This window comes from Streptomyces sp. NPDC090994 (assembly GCF_044768905.1).
Lineage (GTDB): Bacteria > Actinomycetota > Actinomycetes > Streptomycetales > Streptomycetaceae > Streptomyces.
This window is the reverse complement of record NZ_JBIVWS010000002.1, coordinates 583,674-597,965: the sequence shown is the minus strand read 5'-3', so window position 1 is coordinate 597,965 and position 14,292 is coordinate 583,674. Positions and strand designations below refer to the sequence as shown.

Annotated in this window: 10 protein-coding genes; 7 read left to right on the top strand and 3 right to left on the bottom strand. The window is 72.0% G+C overall.

What is annotated here, in order from left to right; all coding sequences use genetic code 11:
- Positions 1-19: 19 nt before the first annotated feature.
- The 5 genes from glgC (at position 20) to ACIQR3_RS07295 (ending at position 10,134) form a co-directional block, all read left to right on the top strand.
- Positions 20-1,240: a glucose-1-phosphate adenylyltransferase gene (gene glgC / locus ACIQR3_RS07315; protein ID WP_403535367.1), complete on the top strand. Its 1,221-nt coding sequence runs from the start codon at positions 20-22 to the stop codon at positions 1,238-1,240.
- A gap of 245 nt (positions 1,241-1,485) precedes the next feature.
- The gene (locus ACIQR3_RS07310; RefSeq protein WP_403535364.1) at positions 1,486-4,089 is read left to right on the top strand and encodes a PA14 domain-containing protein; all 2,604 of its coding nucleotides are present in this window, start codon (positions 1,486-1,488) and stop codon (positions 4,087-4,089) included.
- Positions 4,090-4,231: 142 nt separating this feature from the next.
- Positions 4,232-6,547 (top strand): GH92 family glycosyl hydrolase, encoded by a 2,316-nt coding sequence (locus ACIQR3_RS07305; protein ID WP_403535361.1) that lies wholly within the window; start codon positions 4,232-4,234, stop codon positions 6,545-6,547.
- Between the two features lie 185 nt (positions 6,548-6,732).
- Positions 6,733-8,073 carry a wax ester/triacylglycerol synthase family O-acyltransferase gene (locus tag ACIQR3_RS07300; RefSeq protein WP_403535358.1) on the top strand — a complete coding sequence of 447 codons (1,341 nt, stop codon included), beginning with the start codon at positions 6,733-6,735 and terminating at the stop codon, positions 8,071-8,073.
- 558 nt (positions 8,074-8,631) lie between these two features.
- Positions 8,632-10,134 carry an SDR family NAD(P)-dependent oxidoreductase gene (locus ACIQR3_RS07295; RefSeq protein ID WP_403535355.1) on the top strand — a complete coding sequence of 501 codons (1,503 nt, stop codon included), beginning with the start codon at positions 8,632-8,634 and terminating at the stop codon, positions 10,132-10,134.
- A gap of 42 nt (positions 10,135-10,176) precedes the next feature.
- Here ACIQR3_RS07295 and ACIQR3_RS07290 read toward each other — a convergent pair whose 3' ends face one another.
- Positions 10,177-10,617 carry a hypothetical protein gene (locus ACIQR3_RS07290; RefSeq protein ID WP_403535352.1) on the bottom strand — a complete coding sequence of 147 codons (441 nt, stop codon included), beginning with the start codon at positions 10,615-10,617 and terminating at the stop codon, positions 10,177-10,179.
- A gap of 424 nt (positions 10,618-11,041) precedes the next feature.
- Here ACIQR3_RS07290 and ACIQR3_RS07285 point away from each other — a divergent pair, with 424 nt between their 5' ends.
- Both ACIQR3_RS07285 and ACIQR3_RS07280 read left to right on the top strand, forming a co-directional pair.
- Positions 11,042-11,224 carry a hypothetical protein gene (locus tag ACIQR3_RS07285; protein WP_403535349.1) on the top strand — a complete coding sequence of 61 codons (183 nt, stop codon included), beginning with the start codon at positions 11,042-11,044 and terminating at the stop codon, positions 11,222-11,224.
- 43 nt (positions 11,225-11,267) lie between these two features.
- Positions 11,268-11,750, top strand: a complete 483-nt coding sequence (locus tag ACIQR3_RS07280) for a GNAT family N-acetyltransferase (protein WP_403535346.1) — start codon at positions 11,268-11,270, stop codon at positions 11,748-11,750.
- Here ACIQR3_RS07280 and ACIQR3_RS07275 read toward each other — a convergent pair whose 3' ends face one another.
- Together ACIQR3_RS07275 and ACIQR3_RS07270 are read right to left on the bottom strand one after the other, a co-directional pair.
- Entirely contained in the window at positions 11,751-13,115 is a 1,365-nt protein-coding gene (locus ACIQR3_RS07275) for an MFS transporter (protein WP_403535343.1), read from the bottom strand.
- Positions 13,116-13,149: 34 nt separating this feature from the next.
- Positions 13,150-14,070 (bottom strand): amidohydrolase family protein, encoded by a 921-nt coding sequence (locus tag ACIQR3_RS07270; protein ID WP_403535340.1) that lies wholly within the window; start codon positions 14,068-14,070, stop codon positions 13,150-13,152.
- Positions 14,071-14,292: the final 222 nt, after the last annotated feature.

The following is a 14,292-nucleotide window of genomic DNA, read 5'->3' as shown; positions in this document are numbered from 1 at the left end:
GGGTGGGAGGGGAGCGGCCATGCGTCGTGGAGGTCCTTCGGTGCTCGGTGTCGTCCTGGCGGGCGGTGAGGGCAAGCGGCTGATGCCCCTGACCGCGGACCGGGCCAAACCCGCGGTGACGTTCGGCGGCACGTACCGCCTCGTCGACTTCGTCCTCTCCAACCTGGTCAACGGCGACATCCTGCGCATCTGCGTGCTGACGCAGTACAAGTCGCACTCCCTGGACCGGCACGTCACCACCACCTGGCGGATGTCCAGCCTGCTCGGCAACTACGTCACCCCGGTCCCCGCCCAGCAGCGCCTCGGCCCCCGCTGGTACCTGGGCAGCGCCGACGCGATCCTCCAGTCGCTGAACCTGGTGTACGACGAACAGCCCGAGTACGTCGCGGTGTTCGGCGCCGACCACGTCTACCGCATGGACCCGCGCCAGATGCTCGCCCAGCACATCGAGTCCGGCGCGGGCGTCACCGTGGCCGGCATCCGGGTGCCGCGCACCGAGTCGGCGTCCTTCGGCGTGATCACCCCCGGCCCGGACGGCCGGACGGTCGAGAGCTTCCTGGAGAAGCCCGCCGACCCGCCCGGTCTGGTCGACGACCCGGCGTGCGTCTTCGCCTCGATGGGCAACTACGTCTTCACCACCAAGGCCCTGATCGACGCACTGCACCGGGACGCGGAGGACGACGACTCCGCGCACGACATGGGCGGTTCGATCCTGCCCCAGCTCACCGGCCGGGGCGAGGCCGGGCTGTACGACTTCAGCGACAACCACGTGCCCGGCGAGACCAGCCGCGACCAGGGCTACTGGCGGGACGTGGGCACCCTCGACGCCTACTACGACGCCCACATGGACCTGATCGCCGAGCGCCCCGCCTTCAACCTCTACAACCGCCAGTGGCCGATCTACACCTCCTCCGGTCAGCTCTCGCCCGCCCGGTTCAACGCGGGCGGCATCGCCAGCGAGTCGATCGTCAGCGCGGGGTGCCTGATCCGGGGCCAGGTCACGCGGTCCGTGCTGTCACCGGGGGTCGTGGTGGACCCGGGGGCGGTGGTGCAGGGCTCGGTGCTGCACGACAACGTGCACGTCGGGCGGGGCGCGGTGGTGCGCGGGGCGGTGCTGGACAAGAACGTCCAGGTGCCGCCGGGCGCCACGATCGGCGTCAACCCGGAGCGGGACGCGGAGCTGTACACGGTCTCCCGGGGCGGGGTGATCGCCCTCGGCAAGGGCCAACGGGTGCCGTAGCGCGCCCTTCCCGACTCCGGCCGGGCGGTCCCGTGCGCCGCCCGGCCGGTGCACCGCCCGTCGGCCCGGAGCGGTCGGGCCGACGGAACGGGCTCAGAGACGGGTGCCACCGGACGGCGTTGTCATGTCCCTGGACGCCAATCGGAATCCGTGTTGTCATGCATCTGCCGTTACATCGATGTAATGCAGTGTCGGTGTGACGACCGCCCCCGTCCTCCTCGAAGGACCCTCGAAGGAGAGGATTCGTGCGCATCAGACGACTCAGAGACCGCGTGGCCCTGTTGCTGGCCGCGGCGCTCGGCATCGGCACTCTCGCCGCCGTGCCCGCCGCGAGCGCAGCCGACGACGCCGTGGAGGTCCACGGCCTCAAGGGCGAGTACTACACCCACTCCGCCCCCGGCACCTTCGACTTCGACGAGCTGAAGGCCACCGGCTTCGACCCGCAGGTCGACTTCGGCAACCTGGAGTCGCGCCTCAAGTTCGCCACCGGGCAGTCGGACGACGTCAGCGTCCGCTGGACCGGCCGGCTGGTCCCCGAGGAGACCGGCCCGCACACCTTCTCGATCATCGGCGACAACGGCTTCCGCCTCTGGATCGGCGGACAGCTCGCCATCGACCACTGGGTCGACGACTGGGACCGCGAACAGACCGCCCAGCCGATCGAGCTGACCGCCGGCCGGTCCTACGACATCAAGCTGGAGTACTTCGAGCACTACGGCGGCTCCAACCTCCACCTGCGCTGGACCGAGCCCGGCGGCGCCAAGGAAGCGGTCCCGCAGTCGGCGTTCCGCCTGCCCGAGGGGTACGACTACGACGGCGCCACCTCGGCCACCGTGCTGGCCACCGGCCGCACCCTCAAGCTCGGCTTCGCCCACCCCGTCGCCACGCCCCCGGCCGGTTTCGCCGACCACCTCACGGCGGTCATCGGCGGCGCCACCTGGCCGCTGGGCGAGGCGAAGGCCGACCCCGAGGATCCCACCTCCCTCCTCGTCGCCCTCGACGAACCCGTCGTCGGCAACAAGACCGGCACCGCCCCCGGCACCGCCGACATCCGCTACGACGGCGAAGGCGGCCTGACGACGGCGGACGGCAACGTTGTCAGCGCGTTCTGGACGAGCGGCTCCAACCGTTCCACCTACGAGCTGCGCACCGACTGGGCCGACGAGGTCGGGCCGGACAACGCCCTCACCGAGTACCCGCGTCCGCAGCTGACCCGCGACGACTGGCGCAACCTCAACGGCAGCTGGCAGTTCGCCGCCGCCGAGGCCGGTGAGCAGCCGCCGGTCGGCAAGAAGCTGAAGGAGCGCATCCTCGTCCCGTACCCGGTGGAGTCCCAGCTCTCCGGCATCGAGCGGCACGAGGACCGCATGTGGTACCGCCGCACCTTCACCGTCCCCAAGGACTGGAAGGTCGGCTCCCAGCAGCGCCTCCAGCTGAACTTCGGCGCCGTGGACTGGCAGTCCGAGGTCTACGTCAACGGCGTCAAAGTCGCCGACCACAAGGGCGGTTACGACAAGTTCAGCGCCGACGTCACCGACGCGCTGAAGCCCGGCCGCACCCAGGAGCTGATCGTCGGCGTCTACGACCCGACCGACGCCGCCGACGGCGAGAACCCGCCGCTGGGCAAGCAGCGCCTGGACCCGAGCGGCATCTGGTACACGCCGTCCTCCGGCATCTGGCAGACGGTGTGGATGGAGCCGGTCGCCGCCGACCACGCCGACTCGCTCAAGCTCACCCCCGACGTCGACGCGTCCACCCTCACCGTCGAGCCGCAGGGCGTCCGCGACGGCGTACGGGTCACGGCCACCGCCTACGAGGGCAAGCGCAAGGTCGCCACGGTGACCGGCCGCACCGGCTCACCGCTCACCCTGAAGATCAGGAACCCGCGGCTGTGGTCCCCGGACGACCCGTTCCTCTACGACCTGAAGGTCACCGTCGGCAAGGACCGCGTCGGCAGCTACTTCGGCATGCGGTCGGTCTCCGTGGAGAAGGTGAACGGCACCCCGCGCACCCTGCTCAACGGCGAACCGGTCTTCCTGATGGCCACCCTCGACCAGGGTTTCTGGCCCGACGGCCTGCACACCGCGCCGACCGACGAGGCCCTCGCCTACGACCTGAAGATGCACAAGGAGATGGGCTTCAACTCGGTCCGCAAGCACATCAAGGTGGAGCCGGACCGCTGGTTCTACTGGGCGGACAAGCTGGGCCTGCTGGTCTGGCAGGACATCCCGGCCATGACGGCGGGCGTCAACCCGTCCACCGCCGCCCGCGCCGAGTTCGAGCGCGAGATGAAGGAGATCATCGACGAGCACATCAGCAGCCCGTCGGTGATCATGTGGGTCACCTTCAACGAGGGCTGGGGCCAGTACGACATCGGCCGGATCGCCGAGCAGGCCAAGGCCTGGGACCCGACCCGGCTGGTCAACAACCAGTCCGGCCTGAACCTCGGGGCCGACGGCGGCGCCGGCGACATCATGGACGAGCACGGCTACCCGAGCCCGGCCCTGCCACCGTCCCCGGACGGCGAACGCGCCCTGGTCAGCGGCGAGTACGGCGGCCTCGGCCTCGCGGTGCCCGGTCACGCCTGGTCCGTCCAGCAGTCGTACGTCGACGTCGACCCGGCGACGTACACCGACGACTACCTCACCAAGCTCGACGAGGTGCGTGCCCTGGCCTGCAAGGGCGGCAACGGTGCCGTCTACACGCAGATCACGGACGTCGAGGGGGAGCTGAACGGGCTGCTGACCTATGACCGCAAGGTGGTCAAGCCCGACGTACCGCGTCTGAAGGCGGCGCACGAGCAACTGATCACCGACATCTCCCGCCCGACCCCGGCGGGTTGTGTCTGACGGAGCGAGAGGACGCCGGGTGCGGCTCCCCACCCCAGGGGCATGGCGCTGTATCGATATGCGGCTCCGCCGCGTGGGCGCGCCCAGCCACCACCGAGCCGCACCCGGCGTCGTGCGCGACACCCCCCTTGGAGGCACCCGCATGAGATGGACCCACCGACTGCGCGCCGTGGCGGCCGCCGCACTGCTCGGCACCGCCCTCGCCGCCCCCGCCGCGCAGGCGGCAACCGTCCCCGACGGCCCGCTGACCGGCCTGGTCAACCCCTTCATCGGCACCGAGAACGAGGGCAACACCTACCCCGGTGCCGCCGTGCCCTTCGGCATGGTGCAGCTCTCCCCGGACACCGGCCACAACGTCGGCTACGACTACTCGAACGACCGCGTCCGGGGCTTCTCCCTCGTCCACCTCTCCGGCGTCGGCTGCGGCCTCGGCGGCGACCTGCCGGTGCTGCCCACCACCGGCGACGTCACCGAGACGGACTACACGGAGTACGCCGCCGGTTTCAGCCACGACGACGAGGCGGCGAGCCCCGGCTACTACCGCGTCGGCCTGGACTCCGGCATCGAGGCCGAGCTGACCGCGACCGAGCGCACCGGTGTGCAGCGCTACACCTTCCCGGCCACCGACAAGGCCAACGTGCTGCTCAACGCCGGGCAGTCGCTGCACCGCACGGTCGCCACGAACGTGGAGATCCTGGACAGCCGTACCGTGCGCACCGCCATCACCGGCAGCGGCTTCTGCCAGGACACCGAGCCGTACACCGTCTACACGGTCACCCGCTTCGACCGGCCCTTCACCGCGTACGGCACCTGGGAGGGCGCCACCGTCACCGCCGGGGCGAAGACCGGCCGCGACGGCGCCTACCTGCGCTTCGACACGACGAAGGACCGCACCGTCGAGGCGACCACCGCCCTGTCCTACGTCGACGCGCGCGGCGCCGCCCTCAACCTCCGCGCCGAGGGCGGCCGTTCCTTCGACGCCGTGCGCGAGGCGGCCGACCGCACCTGGGAGGAGCGCCTGGACGACGTGCGCGTCCGGGGCGGCGACGACACCCTGCGCCGTACCTTCTACTCGTCCCTGTACCGGTCCTTCCTCGCGCCGAACATCGGCAGCGACGTCGACGGCCGCTACACCGGCTGGGACCAGGAGAAGCACCGGGCGAAGGGCTTCACGTACTACCAGAACTGGTCGCTGTGGGACACCTACCGCACCCAGTCCCAGCTGCTGTCCCTGCTGGCGCCGCGCCAGGCGCGGGACATGGCGATCTCCGTCCTCAAGATCGACGAGCAGAGCGGCTGGCTGCCCAAGTGGGGCTACGGCACCGTCGAGACCAACATCATGACCGGCGACCCGGTCACCCCGTTCCTCACCAACGCCTACCAGCAGGGCCTGCTGAAGGGCTACGAGGAGCAGGCGTACCGGGCGCTGAAGAAGAACGCCGACGGGGTGCCGCCCGCCGAGTCCCCGGCGGTGGGCCGGGAGGCCAACCGGGAGTACCTCGCCCACGGCTACGCGCCCTACATCAAGGGCCGCCCGCACGCCAAGCCCGGTGACTCCGACTACGACCACGGTGCCTCCGCCACCCTGGAGTACGCTCTGTCGGACGCGATGCTCGCGCGGATGGCCGGCGACCTCGGCCACGACGAGGACGCCGCCCGGTACGCCGCCCGCGCCCAGAACTACCGCACCGTCTTCGACCCCTCGACCGGCTTCTTCCGCGCCCGCGACGCCGCCGGCGCCTTCACCGGCCCGGCCGACCCGGCGCAGAGCGAGGGCTTCCACGAGGGGACCAGCTGGCAGTACCAGTGGCTCGTCCCGCAGGACCTGCCCGGCATGATCGACCTGATCGGCGGCACAGCCGCGGCCAACGAGCGGCTCGACTCCTTCTTCGCCTACGACCAGCTCCTCGCCGATCCGGCGGGCACCGCCCGCGAGGTCTGGGTCAACGGGCCGTACGACTACTACAACGCGGACAAGTACAACCCGCAGAACGAACCCGACCTCATCGCCCCGTACACCTACCTGTCCACCGGGCAGCCCTGGAAGACCACCGACGTGGTGCACGCGGCGCTGACCCTCTTCACGGACACCCCGACCGGCATGACCGGGAACGACGACCTCGGCACCATGTCCGCCTGGAACGTGCTGTCCTCGATCGGGATCTTCCCGATCCAGCCCGGTTACGCCACCTGGGGGCTGTCCACACCGGTCTTCGACCGGGTCGACCTGACCCTGGACCGCCGCTACTACCCGCGCGGCGCCCTGACGATCACCGCCCCCGGCACCTCGGACACCGACCGCTACGTCCAGTCGGCCCGGACGGACGGGAAGAGCTACGGCCGCACCTATCTGACGACCGACACGCTGCGCGCGACGCGGTCGCTCGGGTTCACGGTCGGCCCGCAGCCGTCCGGGTGGGGAACGTCACCCCAGGCGGCGCCACCTGCGCTGACGTGACCTCAGACGCCCCATGAGTCCCGCCCCTCCCTGAGGGGTGGGACTTAATCCTTTGTTAACTGTGCGTAGCTTGATCGTACTTGACCGTAATCGGTGAGGAGAGTTTGACTGCTTGTCTCCACCCGTCAGCGACATCCGTCATCGACATTCGTCAGCGACACCCGTCATCGACGCGAGGCAAGCCATTGACTTCCGATCTGCTCGCTCCCCTCGATCTGGCGTTCTGGAACATCGAGTCCGCCGAGCACCCCATGCACCTGGGGGCGCTCGGCGTCTTCTCGGCGCACTCACCCACCGCGGGGGCCCACGCGGCGGACCTGCTCGCCCTGCGCGCGGCGGGCGTGCCCGGACTGCGGATGCGCATCCGGGACGTGTGGCAGCCGCCGCTCGCCCTGCGGCAGCCGTTCTCGTTCGGCGGCGCCGCCCGGGAGCCGGCCCCGGACTTCGACCCCCTCGACCACGTCCGGCTGCACGCCCCGACCGATGACTTCCACGCCGTGGCGGGCCGCCTCATGCAGCGCCCGCTGGTCCGGGACCGGCCGCCGTGGGAGGCACACGTGCTGCCCGGCGAGGACGGATTCTCCTTCGCCGTGCTGTTCAAGTTCCACCACGCCCTGGCCGACGGGCTCCGGGCGCTGGGGCTGGCCGCGGCCGTCCTCGACCCGATGGACCTGCCCGCGCCCCGGCCCCGGCCCGCACCGCCCCGGCGCGGGCTGCTGCCGGACGTGCGCGCACTGCCGGGGCTGGTGCGCGGAGTCCTCTCGGACGCCGGGCGCGCCCTGGACATCGGCACCTCCCTCGCCCTGTCCACCCTCGACGTGCGCTCGTCGGCGGCGCTCACCGCAGAGTCCTCCGGCACCCGCCGCACCACAGGCGTCAGCCTGGACCTCGACGACGTGCACCGCGTCCGCAAGGCCGAGGGCGGCACCGTCAACGACGTGCTGATCGCGGTCGTCGCGGGCGCCCTGCGCCGCTGGCTGGACGAGCGCGGCGACGGCAGCGAAGGTGTGGCGCCGCGCGCCCTGATCCCCGTCTCCCAGCGTCGCCCGCGCACCGCCCATCCCCAGGGCAACCGGCTCTCCGGCTACCTGATACGGCTCCCGGTCTGCGACCCCGACCCGCTCTCCCGCCTCGGCGCCGTCCGCGCCGCCATGGACCGCAACAAGGACGCGGGGCCCGCCCGCGGCGCCGGGGCGGTGGCGCTGCTCGCCGACCACGTCCCGGCCCTCGGCCACCGGCTCGGCGGCCCCCTGGTGAGCCAGGCGGCCCGGCTCTGGTTCGACATCCTGGTCACCAGCGTGCCCCTGCCCAGCATCGGCCTGAAGCTCGGCGGGCACCCGCTCACCGAGATCTGCCCCTTCGCGCCGCTGGCCCGGGGCCACTCACTGGCCGTCGCGGTCTCGACGTACCGGGGGCGGGTGCACTACGGGCTGATCGCGGACGCCGAGGCCGTGCCGGACCTCGACCTCCTCGCCCACGCGGTGACCGAGGAGGTGACGGCCCTGTTGCGGGCCTGCGGCCCTTGATCCGGCGGGGGAGGCCCGCCGTACGACCCGCGGGTCCTGGTCCGAGCGGGCGGTGGGCCTGCCCCGGGGGAGGCGGTCCGCGGGGCGGTCCGGGGCGGTGGCGGTCGGGGCCGATGCCCCTCGGCCCTGACCCGAAGGGGTGGCGGGCCGCCGCACGGCCTGCGGGTTCTGGCCCGGCGGGGCGACGGGCCGGTCCGAGGGACGAGGCGGTGGCGGGTCGGCCGATGGTCTTCGCCCCCTGATCCGAGGCGGTGGCGGGTCGGCCGATGGTCTTCGCCCCCTGGTCCGGGGCGGTGCCGGTCCGGCCGATGGTCCTTGCCCCCTGGTCCGGGGCGGAGACGGGCCGGCCGGTCGCCCGCGGCTTCCGCGGTGCGGCGCCGGCGGCCCCGGCCGACCGCCCGCGGCTCCGCGCCGGGGCGGGCCGACGGTCCGCCGGGTCGCCCCTGGTGCCGATCCGGACGGTTTGGCGGGCGGGCCCGTCGCTCGCGTAAAATCCGGCGTTCGACAGCGGACGCGAGACGGAGCGCCGCGCGGGTGACCAGGGAAACGGCAGCGGCGATGACGGTGACACAGGACGGTTCGGCGGCCACGGACGAGGTGGGCGCGTCCGGGTACGGCCCCGGCATCGACCCCGAGCGGCTCGCCGTCTGCCTCAGCGTGCTCAAGGAACTCGACGACATCGAGGTCGACCACCCCGACGCGATCGCGGTCCGCCGGGCCACCTCGCACATCTACCGCACGGTCAAGCAGCGCCGCCGCCAGGAGCGCCGGGCCGCCAAGACCGCCCACGACAAGGCGGTCACCGAGGCCACCGCCACCGGCTCGGCGGAGCGCATCGACGACGAGACCGAGGGCATCCTGCCCTCCTCCCGCACGGAGGAGGGCACGATCGCGGGGATACTCCAGCGCCCCCGCTCCTGCTACGTCTGCAAGCAGCGGTACGTCGAGGTCGACTACTTCTACCACCAGCTCTGCCCGCCGTGCGCCGCCGAGAACCGGATGCGGCGTGACGCCCGCGCCGACCTGACCGGCAAGCGGGCGCTGCTCACCGGCGGCCGGGCCAAGATCGGCATGTACATCGCGCTCAGGCTGCTGCGCGACGGCGCGCACACCACCATCACCACCCGTTTCCCCAAGGACGCCGTCCGCCGCTTCAAGGCCATGGACGACTCCGCCGACTGGATCCACCGCCTGGAGGTCGTCGGCATCGACCTGCGCGACCCCGCCCAGGCGGTCGCTCTGGCCGACCGGGTGGCCGAGCAGGGCCCGCTCGACATCCTGATCAACAACGCGACGCAGACCGTACGGCGCCTGCCCTCCGCGTACGCCGCCCTGGTCGAGGGCGAGAGCGCGCCGCTGCCCGCCGGTGAGCTGCCCGCGCGGCACGTCATCGGCGCCTTCGGCTCCGGCTCGGTGGACGGGCTGGCCGCGCTGCCCGCCGGCGTCAGCGGCCTCGACGCGCAGCAGGTCGCCGACCTCGCCCTGGTGGCCGGCAACGCCAGCGTGGTCCGGCACCGCGACGGCACCGCCATCGACGCCGGCGGTCTGGTCCCCGACGTCGTCGACAGCAACACCTGGGTGCAGAGCATCGAGCAGATCTCCCCGGTGGAACTGCTGGAGACCCAGCTGTGCAACTACACGGCGCCGTTCATCCTCATCAGCAAACTCCGGTCGGTGATGGCCGAGGCCGCCCGCAAGGCGCCCTCCCGGCGGGCCTACGTCGTCAACGTCTCGGCGATGGAAGGCGTGTTCGCGCGCGGCTACAAGGGCGCGGGCCACCCGAACACCAACGCCGCCAAGGCCGCGATGAACATGGTGACGCGGACCAGCGCCCAGGAGATGTTCGAGAGCGACGGCATCCTGATGACCTCGGTGGACACCGGCTGGATCACCGACGAACGCCCCCACTACGACAAACTGCGCCTGGCCGAGGAGGGCTTCCACGCCCCGCTCGACCTGGTCGACGGCGCGGCCCGGGTGTACGACCCCGTCGTGCGCGGCGAGGCGGGCGAGGACCTGTACGGCGTCTTCCTGAAGGACTACGCGCCCGGCAAGTGGTGAGGAGCCGGGGCCCCGGCTCGTGATGAGCGGCCCCGGTGGCGGTCAGCCGCCCGCGCCGAGGCGCGAGTTGCGGGCCGCCACCAGCTCCAGCACCGTGCGCCAGTCCTCCAGGACCCCGGCGTCGAAGACGGCGGCACGGCCCTCCTCCTCCGCCTCGCGCAGCCTGCGCAGATCGTCGTCGGCCGCGGCGTCCGGGCGGAGGCGGCCGGCGACGAGTCGGGCGACGCGGTCACCGAGCAGCCCGCGGACCGCGTCGGCGGTGCGCCCGGCGCGGCCGGCCGGGTCGCCGGGCCACAGCAGTCCGCCCACGGCGAGCACGAGACCGGCGATCTGCAACTCCTTGTCGGCGGGGCGGCCCCGGCGCAGCAGCGCGGCGGTCCGCAGCGCGCGGCCGTGCGCGTCGGCCGGACCGCCGCCGGGGCCGGCGGCCTCCCGGCAGGCGTACAGCAGGTCCATCAGCTCCTCGACGCTGCGCAGCTCCACGCGTCCGTCCTCCCGCGATCTCCCGCGACACGGCCCCTTGCGCACCGCAGCAGACCATGACGACCTTGCGGCGCGGCCAACGCCGTCTGAACTGCCCCGAGCCCCTGGGCCGCGTGGGCCGAACGGGTGACCCGCACATGTGAACAACATGTGACAAAACGGAGCGCGCCGGACTCAACTGTGCGCGGGCCGAAGCATGATGATTACCAGGAGTTTGCAGCCCCATAGAGCGGACCCCCGCTCATTTGGTTAATGTGGAGCGGACGGACCGCAGTACGGGCCCTACCCACACCCATCGTCCGTCCGAGTGACCGGCGCCACCGCGTCCGAACTGCTCTAGACCGACACCCGAGCGGGCGTCAGGCACCGGACAGCAGACTGGCCGGCGAGGCCCGAGGGTGACCCGACACATAAGGAGTGCGCGGTGACACCGGAGAAGACGAAGACCGAGGAACGAACCGTCGAAGGCGCGGAACGCACCGGGGCCACGGGCCGCCGGCCCGGCGAGCTCGGCAGCCTCGACGTATGGGCCCGGTCCGCCCCGATCCGCCTGGCGGGCTACGAGGACGACCTCGCCGAGCCGCACATCCTGCCCAGCGTGGACTGAACCCGGATATCACGGTCGGCATGGGCGTGCGAGACTCGCGCCCATGCCGATCAGAGAAGCGACCGCGGACGACTGGCCGCGCATCTGGCCGTTCTGGCACCGCATCGTGGCCGCCGGCGAGACCTACGCCTGGGACCCGGAGACCTCCGAGCGGGACGCCCGGAGCCTGTGGATGAACCCCGCCAAGCGCGTGTACGTCACCGAGGACGAGACCGGCACCGTCGTCGCCTCCGCCTACCTCACCCCCAACTACGGCGGCCCCGCCGCCCGCATCGCCAACGCGGGCTTCATGGTCGACCCGGACCGTGCGGGCCGGGGCACGGGCCGGGCCCTCGCCGAGCACGTGCTGGCCGAGGCGAAGGCCCACGGCTACCGGGGCATGGTCTTCAACGCGGTCGTGGAGACCAACCCGGCGGTGAGACTGTGGAGTTCCCTCGGCTTCACCGTCCTGGGCACCGTGCCGGAGGCCTTCGAACACCCCCGGCACGGCCTGGTGGGCCTGCACGTCATGTACCGCGCCCTCTAGCTAGGCGGGCGTCTTCTCCGCCGTGGCCGCCGCCGCTGCCGCCGCCTGCCGGGCGGCCCGGGTGCGCGGTCCGAAGACCGCGAGCACGATGGCGCCCACCAGCCAGGAACCGGCGATGAAGTAGAACACGCTCTGGTAGCCCTGGCTGTTGTAGAGCGCCGCGACGACCAGCGGTCCGGCGGCGTTGGAGAGCCGGCCAAGACCGTAGGAGACGCCCGTGCCCAGCGAGCGGCTGCGGGTGTCGAACAGCTCGGGCGAGTAGGCGTAACCGAGGGCGGTGTAGCCGCGCTCGAAGAGGTTCACCAGGAAACCGAAGACGATGATGAGCACCGGGTTGAAGGTGAGCCCGTAGAACAGGCCGCACACCGCGATCACCGTGCCGAAGGCGACCAGGCACCACTTGCGTTCGAACCGGTCGGTGACCAGCGCCGCCAGGTACGAGCCGAGCGGGGCGCCGACCGTGGTCAGGGCGACGTAGAAGACCGAGTCCTCGACGCTGAAGCCCTCCTTGGCCAGCAGGGTCGGGGCCCAGCTGGAGTAGCCGAAGAAGCCGATGGTCTGGGTGACCCAGACGACCGTGAGCAGCAGGGTCGGCAGCAGGTACTTCCGCTGCAGCAGCAGCTTGAGCGGGGCCTTGGTGACCGGGGCCTCCTCCACCGGCGGGGCCGGCTCGGGCAGCGGGCCCTTCTCGGCGGCGACCATGGCCTCGATCTCGCCCAGGACCCGCTCCGCCTCCTCGTGCTTGCCCCGGCTCTCCAGCCAGCGCGGCGACTCCTTGAGGTGGCGGGTGAACAGGACCAGCAGCATGCCCAGCGAGCCCCACAGGAACACCAGGCGCCAGGACCAGTCGCTGAGCGGGACCACCGCGCTGGCGATCAGGCTGGTGACGGGGGTGCCGCAGATGCCGATGACGATGGCGTACGCCTGGTACCGGCCGCGGACGGCCGCCGGGTACATCTCGGCGACGTAGATCACCGCCACGACGGTCATCGCGGACAGGCCCGCCGAGGTCAGGACCCGGAAGACGCCCAGCGAGAGCAGGTCCCAGGAGAAGACCGAGAGGAAGGAGAAGAGGCCGAAGAACACCGTCGTCTGCATCAGGGCCCGTTTGCGGCCCCAGCGGTCGGCGATGTTGGAGGCGACGATCGAGCCGATGAACATGCCGACGAACGACAGGGAGGTCACGTAGGCGACCTGGTCGACCGTGACGCCCCACAGCTTGATCAGCTTCGGCGCGGTGACGGAGAAGCTGTTGATGTCGGCGAACTCGAAGAAGTACGCGAACGAGATCGCCAGCAGGGTCATCTTGTGGAACCGGGAGACCGGCAGCCTGTCCAGCCGGTTGAGAGCGTTGACGCGGTGCATGCGATTGCCCTTGCGGTGAGAGGGGACGGGATGCTCAGACGGTCTCTTCGGGCCAGTACAGGCTCATCGGGTTGGCGACCAGGAGCTTGTGCCGCTGTTCGGCGGTGGGGGCGATGTGCGGGATGTGGTCGACCAGCAGCCCGTCGTCGGGCATGTGGTCCTTGAGGTTGGGGTGCGGCCAGTCGGTGCCCCACAGGACGCGGTCCGGGAACTCCTCGACCGTGCGGCGGCCGAAGGGCACCACGTCGGTGTAGGCGTGGCGCTCGCCGTCCAGGGCGGCCGGGCCGGTGACGGTGAGGCGCTCGGGGCAGGTCACCTTGACCCACACGTCGCCCCGGTCGACGAAGCGCAGGAAGCGGGAGAACTCCGGGCCGTCCACCGGCTTCGTCACGTCCGGGCGGCCCATGTGGTCCACGACCAGCGGGGCCGGCAGCGAGGAGAAGAAGTCCTCCAGGTCGGGCAGGTCGACGGCCTCGAAGTAGAGCACGATGTGCCAGCCCAACGGGGCGATCTTCGCCGCGATGGCGCGCAGGTCCTCCTCGGGCGAGGTGTCCACCAGGCGGCGCACGAAGTTGAAGCGCACGCCCCGGACCCCGGCCTCGTCCAGCTCCCGCAGCTCGGCATCGGTGACGTCCGGGCGGACGGTGGCGACGCCGCGGGCCCGGCCGCCGGCGGCGCGCACGGCGTCCACCATGGCCGAGTTGTCCGCGCCGTGGCAGGTGGCCTGCACGATCACGTTGCGGGAGAGACCCAGGTGGTCACGGAGCGCGAACAGGTCCTCCTTGCCGCCGTCGCAGGGCGTGTACTTCCGCTCCGGCGCGAAGGGGAACTCGGCCTGGGGTCCGAAGACGTGGCAGTGCGCGTCGACGGCCCCGTCCGGGAGCCGGAACTCCGGCTCGGACGGATCGGCGTACCAGTCGAGCCAGCCGGGGGTCTTGGGGGCGAGATCGGGCATTTCGGTCGTTCCTTTCACGAGCGGTCCCGGGGTCCGGGCCGGTGCGGCCGGTGCGGGGTGCTCGGTGCGAAGCCGCCGGGCGGGTACGGGTGCCGGGGAGCGTTCGGGCGGGGCGGGGCCGGCGTGCGGGGGCGGGGAGTCGCGGGGCCGCCGGGCGGCCCTGTGCACCGGCCCCGGGCAACGACGGCCGGGGAGGGGTCCGCGGGCCGGCCGGCGCGGGGG

Bases quoted from the DNA above. Each gene is read 5' to 3' on its own strand.
- ACIQR3_RS07295 (WP_403535355.1), top strand. From the start codon at position 8,632: ATGACGGTGACACAGGACGGTTCGGCGGCCACGGACGAGGTGGGCGCG.
- glgC (WP_403535367.1), top strand. From the start codon at position 20: ATGCGTCGTGGAGGTCCTTCGGTGCTCGGTGTCGTCCTGGCGGGCGGT.
- ACIQR3_RS07305 (WP_403535361.1), top strand. From the start codon at position 4,232: ATGAGATGGACCCACCGACTGCGCGCCGTGGCGGCCGCCGCACTGCTC.
- ACIQR3_RS07270 (WP_403535340.1), bottom strand. From the start codon at position 14,070: ATGCCCGATCTCGCCCCCAAGACCCCCGGCTGGCTCGACTGGTACGCC.
- ACIQR3_RS07275 (WP_403535343.1), bottom strand. From the start codon at position 13,115: ATGCACCGCGTCAACGCTCTCAACCGGCTGGACAGGCTGCCGGTCTCC.
- ACIQR3_RS07280 (WP_403535346.1), top strand. From the start codon at position 11,268: ATGCCGATCAGAGAAGCGACCGCGGACGACTGGCCGCGCATCTGGCCG.